Here is a 25591-nt window from a genome sequence, read left to right on the forward strand (position 1 = left end):
ACTGCAAACGAATGCGTCTGGGATCCAGCACTTTTCGATGACGCCGACCCGGATGGAACAGACGGCCGCAGCCGGAGGTCAACTCGATCCGAATCGGCCGGAACGTCTGCTCACATGCCTACGCGACCGAATTCTGCTGGCGTCCAAACTATTCGACACGCAACCCGCGCGGGGGCAGTCAACGCGTCACAGGTGGGGGTGGCAGCCCAGGGAGGCGCTGTAGACCGCGGGGCGGGCGCGGGAGGTGGCCAGGTTGCGGCGTTCCTCGCGGGTGAGGTGATGACGCCTCAGGGGGTAGTGCAGATGGGCGCGCAGCGTCGGCAGCAGGGGGCGACGGGCGGGGCTCGGGTGGGTCATCGCCATCACTCTCCCTTCTCTTTTTCCTGGTGAGAACTCCATTCTTCCACCAGGTCAGCGGGATCAGGCGTCAATTTTTCGTGCGATCCGCTGCTGTTGCCGCAGCATCCTTGCCAGCGCGACGACATGATGAGAGACTTTTATAATAACCTTCTCATCACTGAGTGGGTCAGCCGTGCTGCCTGTGCGATCAAAGGAGATCCCGTGACCGCGTCCACACGTATCGAGCCCGCCGACCGCGAACTTCCGGCCCGTAGGCCGTTCACATCCCAGAGCCGGATGTGGGACGAGGTCGGGTTGGTCACCTTTCCGTTCACCTCGGGATCGGCGTTCCTGCTGCAGACGATGGAGCCGACGATCGCGGCGGTCGTCGACGAGCATTCGACCTTCCGCACCGATCCGATGGGCCGCGCCTTCCGCAGTATCGCCTCGGTGATGATGTGGATCTACGCCGGGGACGAGGCGCTGGCCGAGGCGGACCGACTGCGCAAGATGCACACCACGCTCAATACCGTTGACGCACAGGGTGTTCGGCATACCGCACTGTCGTCCGGACCGTGGGCCTGGGTACTGCACACCGCGGTCTACGCCTACACGGAGGGCGCGAAACCCTTCAGCCGCACGCCGCTGAGCGAAGCGGACAAGGAGGAGTACTACCAGGAGGTCGTGCAGTTGATGCGCAACTTCTCGGTGGCGCCCAAGGAGATTCCGCCGACCTACAGCGAGTGGCTGGACTACTTCCACGACAAGCTGGAGAACCACCTGACCGCGACCCCCGTCGCCTACGACTTCCTGAAGGTGAGCCGCCGGATCGCCCCGCCCTCCTTCCTGCCGCGCCCGCTCGCGCCGGTGTGGCGGGCCGCGACGACGCCGGTGAGCCGCCTGCAGTACTTCTTCACCGTCGGCACCACACCGGAGGTCGCGCGCGAGAAACTCGGCCTGAGCTGGTCCGCGACCGACGAGACGACCCTGCGGGTACTGGGCTGGCTGGTCGGCCGCACTGTCCCGCTGCTGCCCGAACGGCTGCGCTACTTCCCCATCGCCTACGAGGCCCGCCGCCTCGACCGCGACCGCACCCGCCTGCGCAAGATGATCGACCTGCGGCCTATCTGATTCCTACAGCGAAACCGCCGATCCGTCCGGGTGTCACCGCGACAGGTGATCACCTGTGCGCCGATGACACCCGGACGATCGATCAATCGTTCTGCACGCGCTCCCCGGCCGGTGCGGGAAAGAATCCCGACTCGACGAAGGCCGTGACATACGCGTCCAGCACCGCGGAATCGACCGGCGGACAAGCGATCCCGTACCGTGCGAGCGCCGCGCGAGCGCGGGTGTCGTCGACAAGGATCGGGGAACCGCCGTAGTTGCCGCTGACCAGGGCCGCACGCACCAGCGAATCGTCACCCGCGGCATCACGCGCGGCCGCCTCCTCGGCCAACCGGACGGCGATCTGCTCGACCGGTGCGATCTCGATCGGAATTCCGTTGCGGCTCAGGGCCCGGAAGATCTCGCCGATCTGCACCGCATCCCGGTTCACCAGGTGGAAGGCAGTACCGTCGGCCGGTTCGGCCGCCAGCGCCACGATCGCCGCGACGACGTAGTTCACCGGAACCAGCGGCATCGCCGCATCACCGGTGTCCGGAGCCATACCGAGGATGGCCGCGGCCCGGATCATATTCCAGAACGAGTCGTCGGCACTGTTCACACCGCTGCGCGGATCACCGGAGACCAGGCCGGGCCGGTAGATGCGCACCGGCACACCACGCTCACCGGCCTGCCGGACCAGTTGCTCGGCAACCCACTTACTGGCCACATACCCGTTGTCGGACACCTCCGCGACGCTCAGTTCGGTGTCCTCCGGACCCGTGAAATCCGGTGCGAGAGCAACCGGAATCACCGTATTGGCCGTGGAGATGTAGTGCACCGGCTTGATCCGGCCGTTCGTGGCCAGCCGCAGCACCTCCCGGGTGCCGGACACGTTGGCCGCACGCAACCGCGCATAGGGCTCGATGTGGTTGACCCGCGCGCCGTTGTGGAAGATCACGTCGATCCGCTCGGCCAGCCGGGTGTAGCCCGCCTGGTCCAGCCCGAAGCGCGGTGCGGCCAGATCGCCTGCGACAGTGACGATCCGGGATTGGAACGACTCGTCCCAGAGCCGGTAGTGCTCCAGCGAACCACGGATTCGCTCGCCCGCCCGGTCGTCGTCCTCACCGCGCGCCAGGCACCACACCCGCGCGGACGTGCTGTCCAGCAGTTCGCGCAGCAGATGCGCACCCACGAAACCGGTTGCGCCGGTGAGCAGTACGTCCTGCGGCTCGCCCGCACGGGCGGGAAGTACACCGGCGCCGTCGATCTCCGATTCCAGTACCGCGTCGGCGGCCATCGAGGGCCGGGGATCGGTCACCGCGACCGCCGACTCGCCCGGATCGTCGATCCGGGCGGCGAGGGCACGCACGGTGGGCGCGGTGAACAACGCGGCCATCGGCACGTCGATGCCGAGCCGGCTGTTCAGCGCCCGCTGCAGGGTGAAGGCCAGCAGTGAACTGCCGCCGAGGGCGAAGAAATCGTCCTCGGCGCCCACTCGATCGACCTGCAGCACCTCGCCGAAGACCTCGGCGACCGATCGCTCGGTATCGGTTGCCGGTGCGACGAATTCGCGGGTCCGCAGCACCGGTCGCGGCAGGGCCTTGCGATCGGCTTTCCCGCTGGCGTTCATCGGCATGGCATCGAGCACCATCACCGACGAGGGCACCATGTACGAGGGCAGTACCTGGGTCAGCGACGCGCGCAGGGCGTCGACCGACAGATCCTCGACCGCCGGAACCACATAGGCGACGAGTTGATCACCGATCTCCGAGGGCGCCACCACCACGACCGTCTGCGCGACCGAGGATTCGGCCAGCAGCGCGGTCTCGATCTCGCCCAGTTCGATCCGATGACCGCGGATCTTCGCCTGGAAGTCGCTGCGGCCCAGGTATTCCAGCACACCGTCGGGCCGACGGCGGACCAGATCACCGGTCCGGTACATCCGCGATCCGGGCGGGCCGTACGGGTCGGCGACGAACCGGTCGGCGGTCAGATCCGGTCGGCGCATATAACCGCGCGCCAATTGGGTTCCCGCCAAATACAATTCGCCGACCACACCGGCCGGCGTCAGCCGCAGCCGCGAATCGAGCACGTAGGTGCGCGTATTCCATTGCGCCACACCGATGGGCACCGTCGTGCGGTCGCTCGTGGACGCGGGGCGATAGGTCACCGAGACCGCGGCCTCGGTCGGCCCGTACAGATTGTGCAGCCCGGCCGGGGACAGCGCGGCGAATTCGGCGACGGTGCCGGGTGGCAGCGCCTCGCCGATGGCGAACACCGCCCGCAACGAGGCCACCTGCGCGGGCTGCGCCGCGGCCAGGAACACCTGCAGCACCGAGGGCACGAAGTCGGTGACCGTCACCCGATGCGTGGCGATCAACTCCGCCAGATAGCGCGGGTCGCGTTGTCCGGACGGTGCGGCCAGCACCACCCGCGCGCCCGCCCACAGCGGCACGAAGTAACCCCACAGCGAGACGTCGAACGTCGTCGCCGTCTTCTGCAGGTAGACGTCCTGCGGCGCGATCGAGTAGTGCTCGGCCATCCAGGCGGTCTGATTGGTGATCGCGCCGTGCGGAACCAGCACGCCCTTCGGACGGCCCGTCGACCCGGAGGTGAACAGCACGTACGCCGGATGGTCCGCGCGCAGCGGAGCGCGCAGTTCGCCCGCGACGACCGGTTCGGCGGAGTATTCCGACACCTCGAGCGTGTCGAGATCGACCCCGTCGGCGCCCGGCACATCCGCGCCTCCGGTGCTCAGCACCAGCGCGGGCTCGGCGGTCTCCAGCACGTACGCGATCCGCCCGGCCGGATGTTCGAGGTCCAGCGGCAGGTAGGCCCCACCGGCGGTCAGTACCGCGTACATCGCGACCATCAGTTCGGGAGAACGCGGAATTGCCAGCGCAACAACGGATTCCGGACCGATTCCCTGCCCGATCAGATATCGGGCCAGCCGGTTGACGCGCTCGTCGAACTCCCGGTAGGTCCACACCGTCTCGTCGTGCACGACGGCCACCGCATCCGGATCCGCCGCGACCGCGCGACGATATCCGCTCAGCAGCAGCTCGTCGGACACCGGATGCGCGGTATCGGCCGCATCGCTCAGCAGCGCCGCGCGCTCGGCCGCATCGATCACGTCGACATCGCCCAGCACCGCTTCGGGATCGCGGGCCAGGGTGCCGAGCAGACCGACGAAACGATCCACGAATCCCTGCACGGTGTCGTGCTCGAACATGTCCGAGGCGTAGGTCACGATGCCGCCGATACCCTGCGGCGCGCCCTGCGCATCGTAGGAATCACCGATCATCCAGTGCAGATCGAACTGTGAGACCTCCACGCCGATGTCCAGGCCCGCCACGGCCAGCCCCCGCATCTCCAGGGCCACCGGCGCGAGGTTCTGGAACGACAGCGCGACCTGGTAGAGCGGATGGCGGGCCGGTGACCGCACCGGATCCAGCACGCCGACCAGCCGTTCGAACGGCACGTCCGCGTTGGCGAAGGCCCGGATGTCCTCGTCCCGCTGACGCGCCAGCAGTTCGGTGAACGTCGCACCGGCGTCGTAGCGGGTGCGGAAGACCAGCGTGTTGATGAACATGCCGATCAGGTCGTCCAGTGCCGCGTCACCGCGACCGGCGACCGGCGAGCCGATCGCGATGTCGTCGGTGCCGGACAAGCGCGCCAGCAACACCGCGAGCGCGGTGTGCACGGTCATGAACAGCGTCGCGCCGTGCGCCCGCGACAATTCCGCGAGAGCGCGGTGGGTTTCGGCGTCGATCCGAACCTCGACGCGGCCGCCGGTGTAGGAGCGCAGCAGCGGGCGCGGGCGATCCGAGGGCAGGTCGAGCTGGTCCGGCAGTCCGTCCAGCGCCGTACGCCAGTAGGAGATCTGCTGAGCGACAAGCGATTCCGGATCATCCTCGGTACCCAGCACGGTGCGCTGCCAGATGCTGTAGTCCGCGTACTGCACCGGCAGCGGCTCCCACTGCGGGGCCTGCCCGGCGCTGCGCGCGGCGTACGCCAGCATCAGATCCCGGGCCAGCGGGCCGATCGAGGAGCCGTCGGCGGCAATGTGATTCACCACCACGGCCAGGACGTACTCGTGCTCGTCCGATTCGGCCGCACCCAGGTCGAACAGCGCGACCACGAGCGGCACCCGCACGGTGAGGTCGAATTCCGTCCGTGCGAGTTCGGCAACCGCTTCGACGATCCCGGACGGGTCCACCGGCTGCACCTGCAACGGCGGAACCGCCTGCGCCGCAGGAAGAATTACCTGCACCGGACCGTCGTCCGGCGTCGCGGGATCCGCACCGGAGGTATCGGTCCGCGCCGCGAGCGGATACACCGTGCGCAGAATCTCGTGGCGAGTCACCAGATCCCCGATGGCCGCGCGCAGCGCGTCCACGTCGAGGCTGCCGCGCAGGCGCACCGCCATCGGCACGTTGTAGGCCACCGACGCGGTATCGAACCGGTTCAGCAGCCACATCCCGCGCTGGGCCGGAGACAGCGGAATCCGTTCCGGCCGCGGCCCGGCCACCAGTGCCGGGCGATCGTCGGCGACAGCGTGATCACCCAGGCGCGCCGCGAGCGCGGCCACCGTCGACGCCTCGAACAGCAGCCGCACCGGAACCCGGGTGTCCAGCGCCGCGCCGATGCGCGCCATCAGCCGGGTCGCGATCAGCGAGTTGCCGCCGAGTTCGAAGAAATCGTCGTCCGCACCGACCGGCGTTGCGGGAGCGAGCAATTCGGTGAACGCCTCCGCGACCACCTCTTCGAGCCGTCCGGACGGGGCGCGGAACTCCCGGGTGTGCAGTTGCGGCGCGGGCAGCGCGGCACGGTCGAGCTTGCCGACCGGGGTGAGCGGAATCTCGTCGAGCACCATGACGGTGGTGGGCACCATATGAGCGGGCAGATGCCGCTCGGCGACCGCGATCAGTTCGTCCGCGTCGGCCACCGCACCGGCGGCCGCATGCACGTACGAGACGAGAATGGTTGCGCCGGTGGCCAGTTCATGTCCCATTGTGACCGCGAAGTCGATCCCGTCCTGTCCGGCCAGAACCGCGTCGATCTCACCCAGCTCGATCCGGAATCCACGGATCTTCACCTGGAAGTCGTTGCGGCCCAGGTATTCCAGCTCACCATCGAAGGTGCGCCGGACCAGGTCACCGGTCCGGTACAGCCGGGAACCGCTGGGATCGAACGGATTCGCCACGAAACGGGCCGCGGTGAGCGCGGGACGTTCGTGATAGCCGCGGGCCTGCTGCGCACCGGTGATGTAGAGCTCGCCGACGGCCCGATCCGGCACCGGCGACAACCGCTCGTCCAGCACGTATTCGGTGATGGCGCGAATCGGCCCGCCGAGGGTGACCGTCTCGCCGGGCACCAGCGGGGAGCTGATATTGGTCATGATGGTGGTCTCGGTGGGCCCGTACCCGTTGTAGAACTCGCGGGTGCGGCGACCACCGATCGGAATCGCCCAGCGCTGCACCAGATCCGGCGGGCACGCCTCACCACCGGCGATCACCACGCGCAGCTTGTCCAGCCCCTTGGGATCGACCGAGGCCAGCGCGGACGGGGTGATGAAGGCGTGGGTGACCCGTTCCCGAGCCAGCAGTGCGGCCAGTTCCGCGCCGCCGTAGACGGTCGGCGAGGCGACCACCAGGGTGGCACCGCCGCCGAGAGCCAGTAGCAGTTCCAGAATCGACGCGTCGAACGACGGCGAGGCGAAATGCAGTGCGCGCGAACTGCTCGTCACCCGGTAACGCTCGCGCTGCTCCTCGCAGAAGCTCGCCAACCCCGCGTGCGTGACGACCACGCCCTTGGGCAGACCGGTCGACCCCGAGGTGTAGATGACGTACGCCGGATGCGCCGCGCGCAGCGGCCGACGCCGGTCCGCATCGGTCACCGGATCGGGCGAACCCTCATCGATCAGTCGCTCGGTCTCGAGGTCGTCGAGGACCAGCCATTCCACCTGCGCGGGCAGGTCGGCGCGCACCGACTCCACGGTCAGGCCCAGCACCGCACGCGAATCGGCCAGCATGTGCGCGATGCGATCGGCGGGGTAGTTGGGATCGACCGGCACGAATCCGGCGCCGGACTTGGCGATCGCCCACACCGCGAGCACCGATTCCGGTGAGCGCGGGATGCCGATCGCGACCAGATCCTCCGGTCCGATACCGCGATCGATCAGGACCCGGGCCAGCTGCGTCGAGCGCTCGTCCAGGTCGAGGTACTCGAGTTCGGACAGCTGCTCGGTGGCGTCGGCGAAGACCACCGCGACACCGTCCGGGTTGCTGTCCACGGCCGCGGCCATCAGGTCCGGCAGTGTGCGGCCCGGCTCCGAGTCGTCCGGCGGCGGGGTGATCGGCGCGGGCGGTACGACCGGGCCCCGGTCGCGTTCGGTCGCGTCCAGCAGGTCGACGTCGCCGACGAGCAGTTCCGGGGCCGCGGCGACCGCGGTGGCGAACCGTTCGAACCGCTGTGCGATAGCGGTGACCGTGGCCTCGTCGAAAATATCTGTCGCATAGGTGAATCCGGCCAGGAGCACATCGGGCGTGCCGTCCGGTGCGTAGCGCGGCTCCACGGTGACCAGCAGGTCGAATTTGGCGTTGACCTGACCGGTGTCCAGCGCGGCCACGGTCAGACCGGGCAGCTCGAGTTCCGCCTGCTCCATGTTCTGGAAGGACAGCACGACCTGGAACAGCGCATCACCGGCCGTGCTGGGCTGGGTGGCCTCGACCACGCGCTCGAACGGGATGTCCGCATGTCCGAACGCCGACAGATCGGTCTCGCGCGCCCGGTCCACGAGTGCCGCGAACGGCGCCCCGCGATCGACCGGAAGGCGCAGGGTCAGCGTGTTGACGAACATGCCGACCAGATCGTCCAGTTCCGCCGCGCCCCGGCCCGCGATCGGCGTGCCGATCGCGATGTCCGAACCGCCCGCCTGCCGGGCCAGCAGCGCCGCCAGCGCCGCGTGCACCACCATGAACAACGACGAATTGTGTTCGCGCGCAATATCGGTCAACCCGACGTGCGCATCCGCCGGTATCACAGCGTGCACCAGAGCGCCCCGCCCGGACGGACGCGGGGGCCGCGGCCGATCCAGCGGCAGCCGCGCGATCCCGGAAGCTCCGGCCAGGTGCTCGCGCCAGAACGCCAATTGTTTTGCGGCGATGGAGTTCTCGTCGTCGTCGGTGCCGATGACCGACCGCTGCCAGAGCGCGAAATCCGCGTACTGCACCGGCAGCTGCGCCCAGCCCGGAACCGTCTGCGCCTGCCGCGCGACATAGGCGGTGACCAGATCGCGCGCCAGCGGCGCGAGCGAGGTTCCGTCCGCCGAAATGTGGTGCACCACAACGACGAACAGGTGTTCGCGAGCCTCGGCGTCGGAGAACAGCCGGATGCGCACGGGAGGATGCTCGGTGACGTCGAAGCCGGCCGACATCAGCCCGGCGATCCGGTCGTAGTCCTCGAGCGCGGCCGTCTCCACCACGAGCCCGTCCGGCAGCGTCCGGGCCACCGACAGGATCTCCTGATACGGCTCTCCCTCGGGGCCGTGCGCCGGGAATCGGGTGCGCAGCGCCTCGTGCCGGTCCAGCACGTCCAGCACGGCCAGTCCCAACGCGGGCACATCCAGCGTGCCGGTCAGGCGAATCGCGAACGGCAGGTTGTAGGACGGGGATTCGGGGTCGATCTGGTTGATCACCCACATCCGCTGCTGTGCCAGCGACAGCGGGATCCGTTCCGGCCGCTGCGCCCGCACCAGCGGCGGGCGGCTCGCGGAGTCGCCGGAGCCCGGCACGATTCCGGCCGCCAGATCGGCCACGACGGGAGTGTCGAACAGCGCCGACACCGACACGCGCGCGTCCAGCGCCACAGTCAGCCGGGCCACCACCTGCGCGGCGACCAGCGAATTACCGCCGAGGGCGAAGAAGTCGTCGTCGGCGCCCACCCGGTCGACGCCCAGCACGTCGGCGAAGATGCCCGCCACGATCTCCTCGACCGGCGTGGACGGCGCCCGGAAGTCCCGGACGGCCACGATCGGCCGCGGCAGCGCCTTGCGGTCCAGCTTGCCCGCACTGCCCAGCGGGAACTCCGCCAGCTCCACGATCGCGGCCGGAACCATGTACGCGGGCAGCCTGCGCGCGACGGCGGTGCGCAGCGACTCCGCGTCGAGATGCCCACCGGGCGCCGGGACGACGTAGCCGACCAGCTGATCGCCGAGGTCCGTGGACACCACCAGCACGGCCGCCTGGTTGACCGCGGGCTGTGCCAGCAGCGCCGCCTCGATATCGCCGAGTTCGATGCGCTGGCCGCGCAACTTCACCTGGAAGTCGGTGCGGCCCAGGTACTTCAGGATGCCCGGCTCCTGCCAGGCCACCAGGTCGCCGGTGCGGTACATCCGCTCACCCGGGCCGAACGGGTTGGCCACGAACCGATCCGCGGTCAGATCCGGGCGGCCCAGATAGCTGCGCGCCAGTTGCTCACCGGCGAGGTAGAGCTCGCCGGTGACCCCGGCGGGCACCGGTCGCAGACGCGAATCCAATACGTACACACGGGTGTTCCAGACCGGAGTACCGATCGGCACGCCGCCCTGCTCGTCACCGGTGGCCGGCCACGTGGTGACCGCCACCGCGGCCTCGGTCGGCCCGTAGACGTTCAGCACCGGCTCATCGCAGATCCGGCGCACCGCGGCCACGGTCTCCACCGGCAGCGCCTCGCCGCCGACCATGACGCGCCGCAGCGTCGGCACCGACCCCGGAGGTGTGTGCGCGGCGAAGACCGCGAGCATCGAGGGCACGAAGTCGGTGACGGTGACGTTCTGCGCCGCAATGGTTTCCGCGATGTAGGTGGTGTCGCGATGCCCGTCGGGGGTGGCCATCACCAGGGTCGCGCCCAGGCGCAGCGGGATGAAATAGCCCCACATCGAGACATCGAAGGTGAAGGTGGTCTTCTGCAGGTAGACGTCGTCGATGGTCAGCGGGTACTGCGACTGCATCCAGGCCAGGTGGTTGCCGACCGACCGGTGCGAGACCGCGACGCCCTTGGGCCGACCGGTGGAGCCGGAGGTGAACAGCACGTACGCCAGGCTGTCCGGGCGCACGGGGCGCAACAGTTCCGCGGCTGCGACCGGGGTCGCGGCGAATCCGCTCAGATCCACGGTGTCGATGTGCAGCAACGGAATTCCGTCCGGCACCGCGACCTCGTCGCGGGTCGTGGTGAGCACGCACACCGGCTGCGCGGCCGTCACCACCTGCTCGACCCGATCGGCCGGATGGTCCGGGTCCACCGGCACCCACGCACCGCCCGCGGCCAGCACCGCATACATGCCGACGACCTGGTCCAGTGAGCGCCGCACCGCGAGGCCGACCAGTGACTCCGCGCCGACACCCTGCGAGATCAGCAGGCGTGCAAGGCGATTCACGCGCGCATCGAATTCCGCGTAGGTCAGCTGGTCGCCCTCGTAGACCACCGCGACCCGATCGGGATGCGCCGCGGCCGCGCGCCGGTAGCCGTCGAGCATCGATTCCGGCGCCACTTCGTGCGCGGAGTCGTTCCAGTCCAACAGGATTCGATCCCGCTCGGCCTCGCCCAACATGATGTCGATATCGCCGACGAGCGCGCTCGGATCACCGGCCAGCGCGTCGATCGCCCGGACCAGCCGCGCCGCAAGGGTTTCCACCTCGTCGGCGGTGAATCGGCTGCACAGGTACTTCCAGGTCAGCTCGAGGGTCGATTCCGCGGTCACCAGCAGGGTCAACGGGTAGTGCGAATCGTCGCTCGCACCGATGCCGGTCACCGCGACACCGTCGATATCGGCGGCCGCGCCGATCGACTCCTTGTCGATCGGATAGGACTCGAACAGCAGCAGCGTGTCGAAATGCGCACCGGCACCGGCGATCCGCTGGATATCGGCGAGGCCGACGTAATGGTGATCGAGCAGTTCGACCTGCTCGCCCTGCAGACGCCGCAGGAACTCACCGATCGTCGTCCGCTCGTCGATACCGACCCGCACCGGCAGCGTATTGATGAACAGGCCGACCATCGACTCGATGCCCGGCAGATCCGCGGGACGACCCGAGACCGTGGCGCCGAACACCACGTCGGAGCGTCCGGTGAGCTTGCCGAGTACCAGACCCCAGCCCGCCTGCACCAGCGTGTTCACGGTGATGCCCAGCTCACCGGCTCGTGCCGCGATCCGGCGGGTGTGCTCGGCGTCGATCTCGACGAGCAGCCTGCCGCGGTCCTGGGTTTCGGCCGCACGAGGCTGCGCGGCGAGCAACGTCGGCTCGCTCACGCCTTCGAGCGCGCGCCCCCACACCCGCAGCGACGCCTCGAGATCCCGGCTCGCCAGGCGACTCAGGAAGGTCCGGTACGACTCCACGCGCGGCAGCATCGATGCATCGCCCGAGGTGGCGTACAGCACCAGCAGATCCCGCATCAGCAGCGGCATCGACCAGCCGTCGAGCAGGATGTGGTGACTGGTGATCACCAGCTGCCAGCGCTCGGCCGCGTCGTCCGCAGTGCCGCGACGGTACAGGGTGAACCGCAGCAGCGGCGGCACGCTCATGTCGAAGTGTGCGGCGCGGTCCGCCAGGACCAGCCGCTCGAGTTCCGAATCCCGCTGTGGCTCCGGCAGATCAGTCAGGTCCACCTCCTGCCAGGGCACCTGCACCCGGTCCACGACCAGCTGCACGGCCAGGCCGGCGGTATCGGTGACGAACGCCGCCCGCAGATTCGGGTAGCGATCGATGATCGCCTGCGCCGCGGTCCGCAGCCGTCCCGCGTCCACCGCTCCGGACAGGTCCACGCGCGCCTGACTCGTATAGACGTCGACCGTCGTGCTGCTCAACAGAGCGTGGAACAGCATGCCGGACTGCAGCGGCGAGAGCGGCCACACGTCGGCCAGCGCCGGGTAGTTCCGCTCCCAGGTCTCGATATCGCTCTGGATGGCGCGGACCAGCGGCAGATCCGACGGGGTGCGCCCGCCCGCGTCCGCACGTCGTGCGTGCCGGGCCAGCGCGGTCAGCGCGGTGACCCACAGATCGGCGAGCTGCTGGACGCGCTCGGGCGAGAGCAGTCCGGCCGGGAAGGCGAACGATGCGCCCAGCTGCGGCCCGTCCGGGCCGTCGGTGACGATCGCGTTGATGTCGATCGCCCCGTTGGCGGGCATGTCGCGATCCAGTTCGGCGTCGAAATCACCCAGATCGGCGGTCGGGGTCCAGTCCGATTCGGCGACCTGGGCCGCCGCGCCACCGGCCGCGATCCGGCCCAGATAGTTGAACGTGATCTGGCCGAGATCCGGTAGCTGCGTGGCGGTTTCGGGATTCGCGTAGCTCAGCAGCCCGAAGCCCAGACCGCGACCCGGCACCGCCAGGTACTGCTCCTTGACCGCCTTGAGCACATCACCGGCGACCGCGCCGCCGTCGAACGCCGCAGCGACATCGATGCCCGCGAGATCGAGCCGGACGGGAAACGCACTGGTGAACCAGCCGATGGTGTGCGACAGGTCCGCACCCGGAACGAAGTCCTCCTCGCGGCCGTGCCCTTCCAGGCGCACCAGTACCGCGCCGCCCGACTCGTCTCCGCGCCACCGGCTCACCGCCAGCGCCAACGCGGCGAGCAGGGCATCGTTGGCCCCGCCGCGGAACTTCGCGGGAATCGTGGTCAGCGCCGCCTCGGTCACCTCCGGCGGAACTGTCACCCGCACCCGTTCCACGGTGGCCAGAGTGTCGACGGCGGGATCGAAGGCACGATCGCCCAGCTGCGGATCGGACGCCTGCGAAATCTCCTGCCACAGCGGCAGTTCCGCGAGCACCTCCGGGCTGCGCGCCGCCTCGGACAGGGCGTGCGCCCACCGCCGCATCGAGGTGCCGGCCGCGGGCAGCGCGACCGCCTGACCCGTGGCGATCTGCATCCACGCCACCATCAGATCCGGAATGACGATGCGCCAGGACACCCCGTCGATCACGAAGTGGTGAGCCACCACGAGCAGGACGTCGGGTCGGCGCGCGGGCGTCCGGTCGTCCTGGAAGGCGAACCGGACGAACTGCACCATGGCCGCGCCCGCCGGATCCAACCGACCCAGCGCCGCATCGAATTCCACGCTCGCCCGGCGGGTGAGTTCGGCCTCGTCGATATCGGCCGGGAGATCCACCCGGTGCACCAGTGCGGCAACATCGACCGCGCCCGGGGCCAGCGCCTCGAATGTCCAGCCCTGCTCGGCATCTCCGCGCAGGCGGGAGCGCAGCACGTCGTGGTGCTCCAGGACGGCGGTCAGGGTGGCGAGCAACGTCTCGTCGTCGAGGCCGACCGGCAGCCGCAGCGTCATCGACTGCGAGTAGCGCCGATACGCCGGGCCCTTGGCCAGCGTCGCCGCCATCAGCGGCGTCAGCGGCATCTCCCCCACGCCGCCGCCGGGCAGCTCGGCGAGCTGCTCGCGCGCGGATTCGCCTACGGCGGAAGCGACTTCGGCCAGTCCGGCGACGGTGCGCTGATTGAACACGTCCTGCGCGGTGAAGGCCAGGCCGCGCGCCTTGGCCCGCGAGACCAGCTGAATCGACAGAATGGAATCGCCGCCGAGTCCGAAGAAGGAGTCGTCCAGACCCACTCGCTCGACGCCGAGCACGCCGGCGAACAGTTCGGCGATCAGGATTTCGTTCTCGGTGACCGGTGCGCGGAATTCCGCGGCCTCGAAGACCGGCTCGGGCAGCGCCGCACGGTCCAGCTTGCCGACCGGGGTGAGCGGAATCTCGTCCAGCACCATGATGAGGGTCGGAATCATGTACGCGGGCAACGATTCCCCGAGGAATTCGGCCAGCCGGTCGGTGTCGACGGCGGTTCCCGTGCGCGGCAGGACGTACGACACCAGCGCCTTGGATCCCGAGGGCAACGTGCGGTCCAACGTGGCCGCGTAGTCGATGTCCGGATGTGCGGTCAGGGCGTTGTCGATCTCACCGAGTTCGATGCGCACACCCCGGATCTTCACCTGGAAGTCGGTCCGGCCCAGATATTCGATCGTGCCGGATTCGGTGCGCCGCACCAGATCTCCGGTCCGGTACAGCCGCGCTGCCGACTTTCCGTTCTCACCGACGAACGGACTGGCCACGAACCGCTCCGAGGTCAGGCCGGGGCGGCCCAGATATCCCCGCGCCAGCGCCGGACCGGACAGATACAGCTCACCGGTCGTGCCTGCCGGAACCGGCCGCAGCCGCGCGTCGAGCACGAACGCGCCCATCGAGGGAACCGAGGTGCCGATGGTGACCAGCTCGTCCGGATTCAACGCGCCGGTCGCGGTCGCCAGGATCGTGGCCTCGGTCGGCCCGTAGCCGTTGAGGAACCTGCGCCCGTCGCGGGCCCAGCGGCCGACGAGTTCCGGGCCGAACCGGTCACCGGCGACCATCACCGTCTCGAGGTCGTCGAGGCCGGTCGGATCCACCGACTCGAGCGCACCCGGGGTGATCAGCATGTGCGTCACGCCCTCGCGCCGGAGCAACTCGGCCAGTTCGTGTCCGCCGAACACCTGCGGCGGCGAGACCACCAGCGTCGCGCCCGAGGAGAAGGTCAGCATCAGTTCCAGGACCGAGACGTCGAAATTCGGCGAGCAGACGTGCGCCACCCGCGACTCGCGCCCCACCCCGAACGACTCCCGCATGGCCGTGACCAGGCTGCCCAGGCCGCCGTGACCGACGACCACGCCCTTGGGGCGACCCGTCGAGCCGGACGTATAGATGTAATAGGCCGGATGCAGCTCGGTCACCGTGCGCACCCGATCGGCATAGGAGACCGGGTGGGCGGGATGGGCGGCGATCCGCTCGGCGTGGGCCGGATCGTCCAGCTCGATCCACTCGGGGCCGTCGTCCCCGAAGGCCGCGCGGTGCGCGGCGGTGGTCAGCCCGAGTACCGCTCCGGAATCGGACAGGATGTGCTCGATGCGCTCGGCCGGATAGGCCGGATCCACCGGAACGTATGCCGCGCCGGTCTTGGCGATCGCCCAGACGGCCAGAACCGATTCGATACCGCGCGCGATGCCGATCGCCACCGCGTCGTCGGCGCCGATCCCTCGGGCGATGAGCTCACGGGCCAGACGTGAGGACGATTCGTCCAGTTCGCGATAGGTCAGCTGCCGCACATCCGCGGGATCGCCGGAGGCACTGAACCGGATCGCGACGGTGTCGGCCGCGTACTCCACGGCAGCGGTGAGCAGGCTCGAGAAAAGCACACTCCCCCGCCGACGATTTCCGCGCGACTGCTGACGCCCTGTATTCGTTCTCACCGTGCCGTATCGTACCGGTCAGGTCGGGTCGCGTGCCGTCGTGGTTGCCCCGGCTCTTCGGCGTGCGGCAAGCCCGGGTTCGGGGCGGTTCGGTCCATATAGACACTCATCATCAGGAGTTGTCGCCGCGTTACACCGGCGAGTTCACCGAGTGGTGCCGCTCACGGGTTCACCACGCGGTATCGCCCCTGCGCAGCCGTGCTCCCGGATAAATTGAACATGTGCGGCCGGAGGCCGACCCAGCGGAAGGAGCGCGATGGTGCAGACCGAGACCGGTGAGTTCGAGGGGCGCGGCGGCATGATCTTCTGGCAGGCCTGGGTCCCCGCGGACCGGGTGCGCGGGGTGATCGCACTCGTGCACGGGGTCGCCGAACATTCCGGACGATACGAGCACGTCGGAAAGCGGTTGGCGGACAGCGGTTTCGCGGTCTATGCGCCCGATCACATCGGACACGGGCGTTCGGATGGGCACCAGGCGAACATCGGCTCGATGGATGGCGCGGCCGACAACGTCGTGACAGTGCTGGATCTGGCCTCGGGACGTCATCCCGGCGTGCCGCGTTTCGTCCTCGGTCACAGCATGGGCAGTCTGATCACCCTCTACCTGGCCACGCGCGCCCCACTGGACGTGGCCGGAGTCGCGATCTCCGCACCCCCGCTGGACATCTCCGCGGGCAGCGCCCTACAGCGCGCCCTGGCCCCCGCGCTGAGCCGATGGACACCGAATCTCGGTGTACTACAGCTGGATTCGTCGATGATCAGCCGCGATCCCGAAGTCGTTCGCGCCTACGACGCCGACCCGCTGGTGTTCAGCGGCAAACTCCCCGCGCGCACCGGCGCGGAGATCCTGCGGGCCACCGAGACCGTCACCGCCCGGCTGGACCGGCTGACCGCACCCACCCTGGTCCTGCACGGCAGCGCGGACGCCCTGGCCGCGCCGTCCAGCGCGGACACCGTCGAACAGCGCGCGGGTGCGAAGGATCTCACCGTCATCCGCTATCCGGGCCTCTACCACGAGATCTTCAACGAACCCGAGCAGGACGCGGTACTCGGCGACCTGGTCGGCTGGTTGGAGAAGCATTTGACCGCCCGGTAGCATCCGGCCATGAGCACTCCCACCGAGGGCCGCGTCGCCTTCATCCGCGCCAGCTGGCATCGGCCCATCGTGACGCAGGCGTACGAAGGTTTCCTGGCCGAGTACCGCGACCTCGGCTTCGATCCGGCGACCGTCGAGGTCTTCGACGTGCCCGGGGCGTTCGAGATCCCGTTGCACGCCCAGCGACTGGCCCGTACCGGCCGTTACAGCGCGATCGTCGGCGCGGCCCTGGTCGTCGACGGCGGCATCTACCGCCACGACTTCGTCGCCTCGGCCGTCATCGACGGACTCATGCGGGTGCAGCTCGACAACGACGTGCCGGTGTTCTCGGTGGTGCTGACCCCGCACCACTTCCACGAACACAGTGAGCACGTGAACTATTTCACCGAGCATTTCCTCACCAAGGGCGCCGAAGCCGCCCGCGCCCTGGCCACCACGCTCAGCTCGCTGCGCACCCTGCCGGTGAACTGATCCGGCGGATTTCGAGCCTGTCCACGGCAACGGCCCGGTGACGCAACGGGTTCGCGGGTCAGCCGGATCGCCGGTCGGTCCCCTCGGCGGTCACCGATCCGGCGAGACGGTCGGCGCGGATGTTCAGATACCGTTGCTGTGGAAGGGTTTTGGCTCGATTCGCGGCACTGCGGTAGACCTCGCGCGCGGCGTCGCGATCACCGAGCAGCTCCAGCAGATGCGCTCGCACGGCATCGATCCGGTGATCGTCCGGCAGCCGGGAAGCGAGGCCGTCGACCAGGGCCAGCCCGGCCCGGGGGCCACGTGACATCGCCACGGCGACAGCATGATTCAAGGCCACGACCGGATTGTCGCCGAGTGCGAGCAGTCGTTCGTAGAGCGCGGTGATCTGCGGCCAATCGGTGTCGGCGTACTCGGCGGCCTCATCGTGCACGGCGGCGATCGCGGCCTGCAGCTGATACGGCCCGACCTCCCCGCGCGGCAGCGTCGCGGTGATCAGCGCGATGCCCTCGGCGATATCGTCCGCGCGCCACAGGGTTCGATCCTGATCGGCCATCGGAATCAGCTCGCCGCCCGCACCGACCCGCGCCGGCCGACGCGCGTCGGTGAGCAGCAGCAACGCCAGCAATCCCGCGACCTCGCCGTCATCGGGCAGCAGACGATACGTCAGACGGGCCAATCGAATTGCCTCGCTGGATAATTCGTCTCGATACAGCAGCGGTCCCGCGGTCGCCGAATAGCCCTCGGTGAAGACCAGGTACAACGCATGCAGCACGGCGGCCAGACGCTCGTCGCGCTCGGCGGCCGACGGCGGTGCGAACCGGACTCCGCTGTCCCGGATGGTCGTTTTGGCCCGGCTGATGCGCCGGGTCATGGTCGCCTCCGACACCAGGAACGCGCGGGCGATCTCCCCGGTGGACAGGCCGCCGACCGCCCGCAACGTCAACGCGATCTGCGAAGGCGGTGACAACGCCGGATGGCAGCACATGAACAGCAGGATGAGCGTGTCATCGGCGTCGGCGGGCGCGCGATCCGCGGGCGGGGCCACCCGATCCCGCGCCGACCACTCCGCGACCACGTCCTCGCGCCGCCGTCGCGCCTGATCCCGGCGCAGCAGGTCGGTCAGCCGCCGCGCCGCGACGGTGATCAGCCAGCTCAGCGGTTCCTCGGGAATTCCCTCGCGCGGCCACTGGGTGGCGGCGGCCAGCAGCGCCTCCTGCACCGCGTCCTCGGCGGTGTCGAAATGTCCGTAACGCCGGACGATCGCACCCAGGACCTGCGGCGTGAGCTTACGCAACAGGTCCTCGATCTCGTTGCGGGAGTTCACAACTCGTCGGCAGACTCCGCGATGGGGCGGATATCGGCGTAGGCGTGGGCGACGGCCCGCGGCGGTCCCGGGCAGTCCCGCAGCCGCTCGGCGATCTCGGTGGCCCGGTCGAAGCTGACGCAGTCGACCACCCAGTATCCGGCCAGCACCTCCTCGGTCTCCGCGAACGGCCCGTCGGTGACGAACGGCGTCCCGTTGCGATTGCCGACCCGGCGGGTGTGCGCGGGCGCGGTCAGCCCGCGCGTCTCCACCAGTTCCCCGGACGCCTCCAGATCCTGATTGAACTTCGTCATGAACGCGTGCAACTCGGCGAAATCCTGCGGCGACCAGGTGGATTCACCGGACCCGCCCATCCCGTCGTAGTCCCGCTGCGATCCGTAGCTCAGAATCATGTACTTCACGGCGATCTCCTTCCGATCAGCACCCGTGTGGCGCTGTCACCAGGTACGTCGAAGCCGCTGTCCATTCTCGGACATCCTTTCGCCGATTCCTCGAATTGCCGCGAAATCGCCGCCGAGGGCGACGGTCAGTCCCGCAACGCCCGGTAGGTCAGACTCAGGAAGTCCTCGCCCAGGGGGATCTGCCAGTCACCGCCCATGATGATGTTGCTGCTCTGCACGAACAACAGCGCGACCAGATCGTGCCGCGGATCGGCGATCCACCAGGTGCCGAAGCCGCCCGGCCAGGACACCGCACCGACTCCCGGACCGATGCCGTCCTGCCGGGTGCGGACCTGCACGCCGTATCCGAAACCTTGTTCCTCCCACATGGTTTGCCCCATCGGCGGGTTGAACGGCGGGTCGGCGTGCTGCGCGGGCGTGAGCCGATCGCGCGCCATCGCGTCCACCGTGTCGCCGGTCAGGATCCTGGTTCCGTCGAGTTCGCCACGTCCGAGGATCATCCGGGCGAAACGCGCGTAGTCGTCGACGGTGGAGATCAGGCCCGCGCCGCCGGACACGAACCGCGGCCGCTGTGCCCACGCCGTGGCGTCCGGGTGATCGAGCACCTCACCCGCACGCGAGTACAGGACCGTGAGACGTTCGCGGTCGGATTCGGGCACCACGAATCCGGTGTCCACCATGCCCAGCGGCTCGAAGATCCGTTCGGCCAGCACCTTCTCGAACGGCTGACCGGTGATCCGGCCGATCAGCACGCCCAGCACATCCGAGGCGGTGTGGTAGCGCCACAGCTCGCCGGGCTGGGCGATCAGCGGCAGTTCGCCGAGCCGGCGCATCCACGCGTCCGGATCCGACGACTCGGCGGGTATGCCCAGGGCGCTGGCGACCGGGTCGGCGGTGAGTGAGAACAGTTGCGGCGCAAGGGCGGACCGCCCCCAGCCCAGCCCGAACCGGTAGGTGAGCAGATCCTCCAGGGTGATCGGCCGGGACGCGGGCACGACGTCCTCCGGCGCGCCCAGCGGATCGCGCATGACCTTGCGATCGGCGAGTTCGGGCAGCCAGCGATCCACCGGATCGGACAGCCCGATCCGGCCCTGTTCGACGAGTTGCAGGGCCGCGACCGCGGTGACGGGTTTGGTCATCGACGCCATCCGGAACAGCGCGTCGCGCCGCATCGGCTGCCGGGCTTCGCGATCCCGCCAACCCGCGGTGTCCACCTGAGCGAGTTCCCCATCTCGGTGGATCATCGCGACCAGACCCGCGACCTCACCGCGGTCGGCGTATCCCGTCAGCGTCCGGCTCAGCAGTGCCAGACCATCGGCCGAAAACCCGTTCGCCACAACAGTTCCTTTCCGTTCACCGTCGAGAGCGACAACCGGGTTCGCGAGCGGTTATTCCCGCCGACGCAGCGCCAGCGCTCCCAGGCCCGCGAGCACCATGTACACCCCGACCACCCACAATCCGGCGCGCCCGGTGCCGGTGAGATCCTTCAGCCAGCCGGTGATGTACGGGGCCGCGAATCCGCTGATATTGCCCAGCGAGTTGATCAGGGCGATACCGCCCGCCGCGGCCGCGCCGGACAGGAAGGTGCTCGGCAACGCCCAGAAAGTGGGCAGCGCCGCGAGGACGCCCACCGCGCAGACGGTCACCGCGGTCATCGCCGCGAACGGGTTGCCCAGATAGAGCGCGACGGGAATGGCCAGACCGCCGATGATCGACGGCAGCGCGACATGCCACCGCCGCTCCCCGGTCCGGTCGCCGTGTCTGCCCCACCACACCATCGCGACCGCGCCGATCACGTATGGCACCGCCGTGATCAGCCCGCGCTGCACCACCGAATAGTGCGTGCCGTACTGCTGCTGGAATCCGGCGATGATGGTCGGCAGGAAGAAGCCCAGCGCATACAGCCCGTAGGCGATTCCGCCGTAGATCGCGGCCAGGCCGAGGATTCGCGGATGGGTCAGCGCCCGGCGCAACGTCCAGTGCTCGGCGTCGGCCAGTTCGGCCTCCTCGCGGATGATTTCGCTGGCCAGCCACTCCCGTTCGGGTGCGTTCAGCCAGCCGGCCTGCTCGGGTCGATCGGTGAGATAGAACCAGGTGAGCACGGCCAGAATCAGTGCCGGGACACCCTCGACCAGGAACATGAACCGCCAGCCGCTCAGCCCGAAGATGCCGTCGCCGTACTGGATCACCAGGCTCGACAGCGTGGAGCCGACCGCCGTGGAGATCGGCACCGCCACCATGAACATCGCGACGATCCTGGCGCGATACCGCTGCGGGAACCAGTACGTCAGATACAGCAGGATGCCCGGGAAGAATCCGGCTTCGGCCACACCGAGCGCGAATCGCAGCACGATCAGCACAGTCGCGTTCGGCACGAACACCATCGCGGTCGCGATCACGCCCCAGCTGAGCATGATCCGCGCCATCCAGCGCCGCGCGCCGAACCGGTGCAGCGCCAGGTTGCTGGGCACCTCGAGCACCAGATAGCCGAGGAAGAAGATGCCCGAGGCGAAGCCGAACACCGTCTCGGACAGCGCGAGATCGTGTTTCATACCGCTGGGACCAGCGAACCCGATGTTCACCCGGTCCAGATAGTTCACGAAATACAGCAGGCCCAGGAACGGCACCAGGCGCAGACCGACCTTGCGCAGCGTGGTCCGGGAGACATCGGTGGCTTCGAACACCTGCGTACTGTCGTGTCCGGATTGCCGGATGTCAAGGGGTATTGCCGTGCGCGGTCATCCGGCCGGGTAGACCGCGATCTCGACGAGGTTGCCGTCCAGGTCGCGGCAGTAGTGCGAAACCATCTCGCCCAGCGCACCGGTCCTGACCACGGGCCCCTCGGTGATCGCCACCCCACACGCGGTCAGATGCCCGTGCACCTCTTCGGGCGTCGCGGTGGTGATGAAGCACAGATCTCCCGCCCCGGCCGCGGCTACCACACCGGTCAGCCATGCCGGATCGTCCACGGCCAGGTCCACCGGCCGCAGATTGATCTTCTGCCCACCGAACATCAGCGCGGTGCGCCCGGCCGAGCCGAACGTCTCCACCCGCATTCCCAGAACCCGCTCGTACCAGGCGGCGGTGGCCGCGACGTCCCGGCAGTTCAGGACGATGTGGTCGAAGCGTTCGACGGCAAATCCCATGTGCCGCACGCTACTCCACCTCGAGCGGGTCCAACGGGATCCGTCACCGTGATCCTCGACTCCACGCGTCGGATATACGGAACCATAAGTTCCGTTATTTGATACATTCGGAACCGTGAGTTCCGGAACAGACGAACCCCGGCTCGGCAGACCCCTGTCCGCCGAGACCGATCGCGCCGTCCGGGCTGCCACGCTCGCCCTCCTCGACGAGGTCGGATACGCGGGTCTGCGCGTGCAGGACGTCGCCACCCGCGCGGGAGTCGGCAAGGCCGCGCTCTACCGGCGTTGGCCGTCCAAGGCGGCGTTGGCGATGCATCACCTGATCGGCGATCTGGCGCCCCGGACGTATCGCGACACCGGCAGCCTGCGCGGCGACCTGCGGGAGGTGGCGGCCGATTTCGTCGCCCGGATGGCGAATCCCCGGGTGCAGGCCGTGCTGCCGGAGATCTTCGCGGACCTGCTGCGCGAACAGGCGCTGCAGAGCGTCTTCGAGGAGGTCTGCATCCACCCCGAGCAGGCCCTCATCCAGCGAACCGCCGAACGCGCGGTCGAACGCGGCGAACTCGCCGCCGTCCCGGATGTGCGCTGGGCACACGCGCAGTTCTCCGGACCGGTATTCGGGTGGTTGTACCTGCTCGGCGGCCACGGCGACGCCGCCTTGATCGACCGGGTCGCCTCCTCCGTGCACGCGACCTGGATCACCGAAGGGAAAAAGAGATGAACGGCTGGTTGTGGGCGGGACAGATCATTCTGGCCGCCGCATTCATCCTCGGCGGCGGCGTGAAGATCGTCCTGCCGAAGGACAAACTGCACCCGATGATGCCATGGGTGGAGGACCTGTCCGCCAACGCCGTTCGCGGCATCGGCGCGATCGAGGTGATCGGCGGCGCCGGGGCCGTACTACCCTGGGCGACCGGCATCGCCACGGTCCTGACCCCGATCGCGGCGGTCGGGCTGGCACTGGTCATGGTGGGCGGATTCATCACCCATGCCCGGCGCAGCGAATTCTCGCGCACGCCATCCAATCTCGTGCTTTTCGTCATCGCCGTACTGGTGGCGATCGGCCGATTCTGACCTCGGGCGGCGGGCCGCGCCCGCGGCCCGCCCCCGCTCAGATCTGCTTGCGGTGCGGCACGAACTCGAGGGTCAGCAGCGCCACCGCGGTGAACACGATCTCACGCCAGCGGATCAGCACGTAGCGCTGGTTGCCGAAGGAGTTGAACTTGCGCAGGAACCGGTACAGCGATTCGAGCCGGATCATCGGGTCCAGCACTCGGGCGAGCAGATACAACGCCTGGCGCGAACGGGTGCGCTCCTTGTCGCTGTAGAGCTCCGGGAACGCGGCGAAGGCGAGCGAGATGCGATGCACGCCGCGTTCGCGACCGTAAGCGACCAGGTCCACGATCATGCGCTCGTCCAGGCCGTTCGGGGCGTCCTTACGCCGCCACGGCACGTCCAGGCTCAATTCGCTGCCGCGGTTGGCCTCGCCGTACCGCTGGAAGCCGACGACCCGGTCGTCGCTGTCCCGAGCGATCACCACCAGCATGCCCGGATGACGACCGTCCAGCAGATGGTCCAGGATCATCGAGAATCCGCGGGTCTGGCGGCCGTGATGCCATTCGTCGACGATCGCGAACAGGGTCTGCCGCAGCGCCTCGCTAAGCTCCCGCTCGGGAATGATCTCGGTGCTCACCCCGAAGTTGCGGGTGCGGCTCACCGCCTGACGCAGGTTGCGGAATTTGCGGCCCACCATATCGAAGCCGTCGACCTCGACGACCACATCGCGTCCGATCGGAATCGAGTGCAGCCCACGGTGTTCCGCGGCCCGGGTGCGCCACAGCTCGGACACCTCCGGGCTCGCGCCCAGCACGGCGACCCGCCAGCCGTGCGCCATGGCGTATGCGGAGAATTCCGCGATCAGCGTCCCGAAGACCGCGCGGTCGCCGACCGGATCACCCGCCACGACCGCGATGCCGAATCGGGTGCGGTAACCGATGGCCGCGGCGGAACTCGCGTCGAAGAAGTAGGACTTGGACGAGTGCAGTGCGAACGGCGCGAGCGGATCGCCCGCGGTCGCGTCGACCAGCGCCGCCACCCGCAGTTGATGTTCGGGCTGCGGCCGAGAGCCCTGCGGCAGCATCATGATGAATCCGGTCGAGGCCAGGAAGACGAAACCGACCGCCGGATGCTCCGCGCGATACGAGATGTTCGACATGCCGAGCACGATCACCGCGACGGTGACGTGCGGCAGCGTGATCGGCCGGCGCAGATGCAGCCCGCGCGCCACGAACAGCCCCGACAGCGAGGCCGCCACGAACCAGCCGCGATCCACACCCTCGCGCGAGGCCCGGTCCGCCGCGTACACCAGCACCACGCCGACCAGCAGCAGCACCACGATCAGCGGTAACCGCACCGCTCGGGTGGGAGTGAGGACGACTTGCCGGTAGGTGCGATAGCCGGCGACTGCCGAGTTGAGGTCCGCCACGTCACAACCCCCGCTGGGGCAGGAATTCGAGCTGGTGGGCGTGTTGCACGTCCACGAACATCCTCGACATGGTGATCCTCCCGATGGTCGCGTCCTGACGAACACACTATGCGGAACGCAGGTTCCGGGTCGCTGGACCCCATGAGTTCGGCGATGCGGCGGTCCGCACCGCCCGTCGATCCCGGTCATTCCCTCGGCTCGGCGCCCGCCCGCCGATCCGGACATGCCTCGGCGGCGCTCGTATGCGCGTCTATTAACCGATACCGCGAGAAACTTGTTCCCCGCAACAGGTTTATGTGTTGTCCCGCACTGCAATACGAACACGATTATAAAACAGCAAATAACGGGCAATCCACCCTTCTTCGCGCGGCCTACCTCCGCGCCTGGAGCCCGGCCATAAACCGGCCCCACCTGGGCTTTCAGCTAATTCTCAGGTAGCCCGCCCGATACCGAACAGAGACCCGATCGCCACCCGCACGCCACCTGCCGAGTCCGCCGCCGCGCGCTGCCCCGACCAACCGGGCAACGCGAGGAAATTCAGGCCTGTGAACTTCCTCTCACAGCTCTTGCGCGATATCGCCCTGCGCGGCCAGCAGGTCCTCGCCGTGGTCGTCGATCCAGGCACCGAGGGCTGCCATCGGCCCGGCGACCAGGCTGGATCCCAGATCGGTCAAGCCGTACTCGACCCGCGGCGGCGCCTGCGCGTACCGGCGGCGTTCGATCAGGCCGTGCCCGAGCAGGCGGTGCAACGCCTGGGTGAGCGCGTTGTCACTGACGCCACCGATCCTCGCGCGCAGTTCCCGCCGACGCAGTGGCGTCTCACGCAGCGCGACCAGCACCACCGGATCCCAGGTGTGGGCGAACAGGTCGGTCGCCGCCCGCAACCGGCAATCCGCGACCAACTCGTGGCAGTGCGGTTCGTAACTGCTCATCGTGCGATGATCCCCCGC

Annotated in this window: 14 protein-coding genes; 5 read left to right on the forward strand and 9 right to left on the reverse strand. The window is 68.7% G+C overall.

Annotated elements, in window-relative coordinates; genetic code table 11:
* Nucleotides 1-186: 186 nt before the first annotated feature.
* Nucleotides 187-357, reverse strand: a complete 171-nt coding sequence (locus ON40_RS52150; protein WP_157186454.1) for a hypothetical protein — start codon at nt 355-357, stop codon at nt 187-189.
* 204 nt (nt 358-561) lie between these two features.
* On the opposite strand from ON40_RS52150, the gene ON40_RS28885 reads away from it, so the two are divergent.
* A complete protein-coding gene (locus tag ON40_RS28885; RefSeq protein ID WP_040828031.1) occupies nt 562-1470 on the forward strand; it encodes an oxygenase MpaB family protein in 909 nt (302 codons plus the stop codon).
* A gap of 82 nt (nt 1471-1552) precedes the next feature.
* On the opposite strand, the gene ON40_RS28890 is transcribed toward ON40_RS28885, so the two are convergent.
* Entirely contained in the window at nt 1553-15715 is a 14163-nt protein-coding gene (locus ON40_RS28890) for a non-ribosomal peptide synthetase (protein WP_083896015.1), read from the reverse strand.
* A 256-nt stretch (nt 15716-15971) separates the two neighbouring features.
* Between ON40_RS28890 and ON40_RS28895 the strand changes: the two genes are divergently transcribed.
* Nucleotides 15972-16811 (forward strand): alpha/beta hydrolase, encoded by an 840-nt coding sequence (locus ON40_RS28895; RefSeq protein WP_040828033.1) that lies wholly within the window; start codon nt 15972-15974, stop codon nt 16809-16811.
* A 9-nt stretch (nt 16812-16820) separates the two neighbouring features.
* Nucleotides 16821-17282, forward strand: a complete 462-nt coding sequence (locus ON40_RS28900) for a 6,7-dimethyl-8-ribityllumazine synthase (protein WP_040828034.1) — start codon at nt 16821-16823, stop codon at nt 17280-17282.
* 58 nt (nt 17283-17340) lie between these two features.
* On the opposite strand, the gene ON40_RS28905 is transcribed toward ON40_RS28900, so the two are convergent.
* The 5 genes from ON40_RS28905 to ON40_RS28925 all read right to left on the reverse strand — a co-directional run bounded on the left by ON40_RS28905 (nt 17341) and on the right by ON40_RS28925 (nt 22156).
* Nucleotides 17341-18609 carry an RNA polymerase sigma factor gene (locus tag ON40_RS28905; protein WP_051193694.1) on the reverse strand — a complete coding sequence of 423 codons (1269 nt, stop codon included), beginning with the start codon at nt 18607-18609 and terminating at the stop codon, nt 17341-17343.
* Nucleotides 18606-19001, reverse strand: coding sequence for a YciI family protein (locus ON40_RS28910; protein WP_245568044.1), 396 nt, complete (start codon nt 18999-19001; stop codon nt 18606-18608). Before ON40_RS28910 ends, ON40_RS28905 begins: the two co-directional genes overlap by 4 nt.
* Nucleotides 19002-19135: 134 nt before the next feature.
* Nucleotides 19136-20347, reverse strand: coding sequence for a serine hydrolase domain-containing protein (locus ON40_RS28915; RefSeq protein ID WP_051193695.1), 1212 nt, complete (start codon nt 20345-20347; stop codon nt 19136-19138).
* Nucleotides 20348-20398: 51 nt separating this feature from the next.
* Nucleotides 20399-21694 carry an MFS transporter gene (locus ON40_RS28920; protein WP_040828036.1) on the reverse strand — a complete coding sequence of 432 codons (1296 nt, stop codon included), beginning with the start codon at nt 21692-21694 and terminating at the stop codon, nt 20399-20401.
* Nucleotides 21695-21748: 54 nt separating this feature from the next.
* Nucleotides 21749-22156: a VOC family protein gene (locus ON40_RS28925; RefSeq protein ID WP_040828037.1), complete on the reverse strand. Its 408-nt coding sequence runs from the start codon at nt 22154-22156 to the stop codon at nt 21749-21751.
* Between the two features lie 115 nt (nt 22157-22271).
* Here ON40_RS28925 and ON40_RS28930 point away from each other — a divergent pair, with 115 nt between their 5' ends.
* Together ON40_RS28930 and ON40_RS28935 are read left to right on the forward strand one after the other, a co-directional pair.
* On the forward strand, nt 22272-22877 hold the full coding sequence (locus ON40_RS28930) for a TetR/AcrR family transcriptional regulator (protein WP_051193696.1): 606 nt from the start codon (nt 22272-22274) through the stop codon (nt 22875-22877).
* Complete coding sequence (locus ON40_RS28935) at nt 22874-23230, forward strand: DoxX family protein (RefSeq protein ID WP_040828038.1); 357 nt, start codon at nt 22874-22876, stop codon at nt 23228-23230. The genes ON40_RS28930 and ON40_RS28935 overlap by 4 nt, the downstream gene beginning before the upstream one ends.
* Nucleotides 23231-23267: 37 nt before the next feature.
* Here the strand turns inward: ON40_RS28935 and ON40_RS28940 are convergent, their stop codons facing one another.
* Together ON40_RS28940 and ON40_RS28945 are read right to left on the reverse strand one after the other, a co-directional pair.
* Entirely contained in the window at nt 23268-24641 is a 1374-nt protein-coding gene (locus tag ON40_RS28940) for a bifunctional lysylphosphatidylglycerol flippase/synthetase MprF (RefSeq protein WP_040828039.1), read from the reverse strand.
* 557 nt (nt 24642-25198) lie between these two features.
* Complete coding sequence (locus ON40_RS28945; RefSeq protein ID WP_040828040.1) at nt 25199-25573, reverse strand: winged helix-turn-helix transcriptional regulator; 375 nt, start codon at nt 25571-25573, stop codon at nt 25199-25201.
* Between the last annotated feature and the right edge of the window lie 18 nt (nt 25574-25591).

This window comes from Nocardia jiangxiensis NBRC 101359, from assembly GCF_000308615.1.
In the GTDB taxonomy this organism is placed as follows: domain Bacteria; phylum Actinomycetota; class Actinomycetes; order Mycobacteriales; family Mycobacteriaceae; genus Nocardia; species Nocardia jiangxiensis.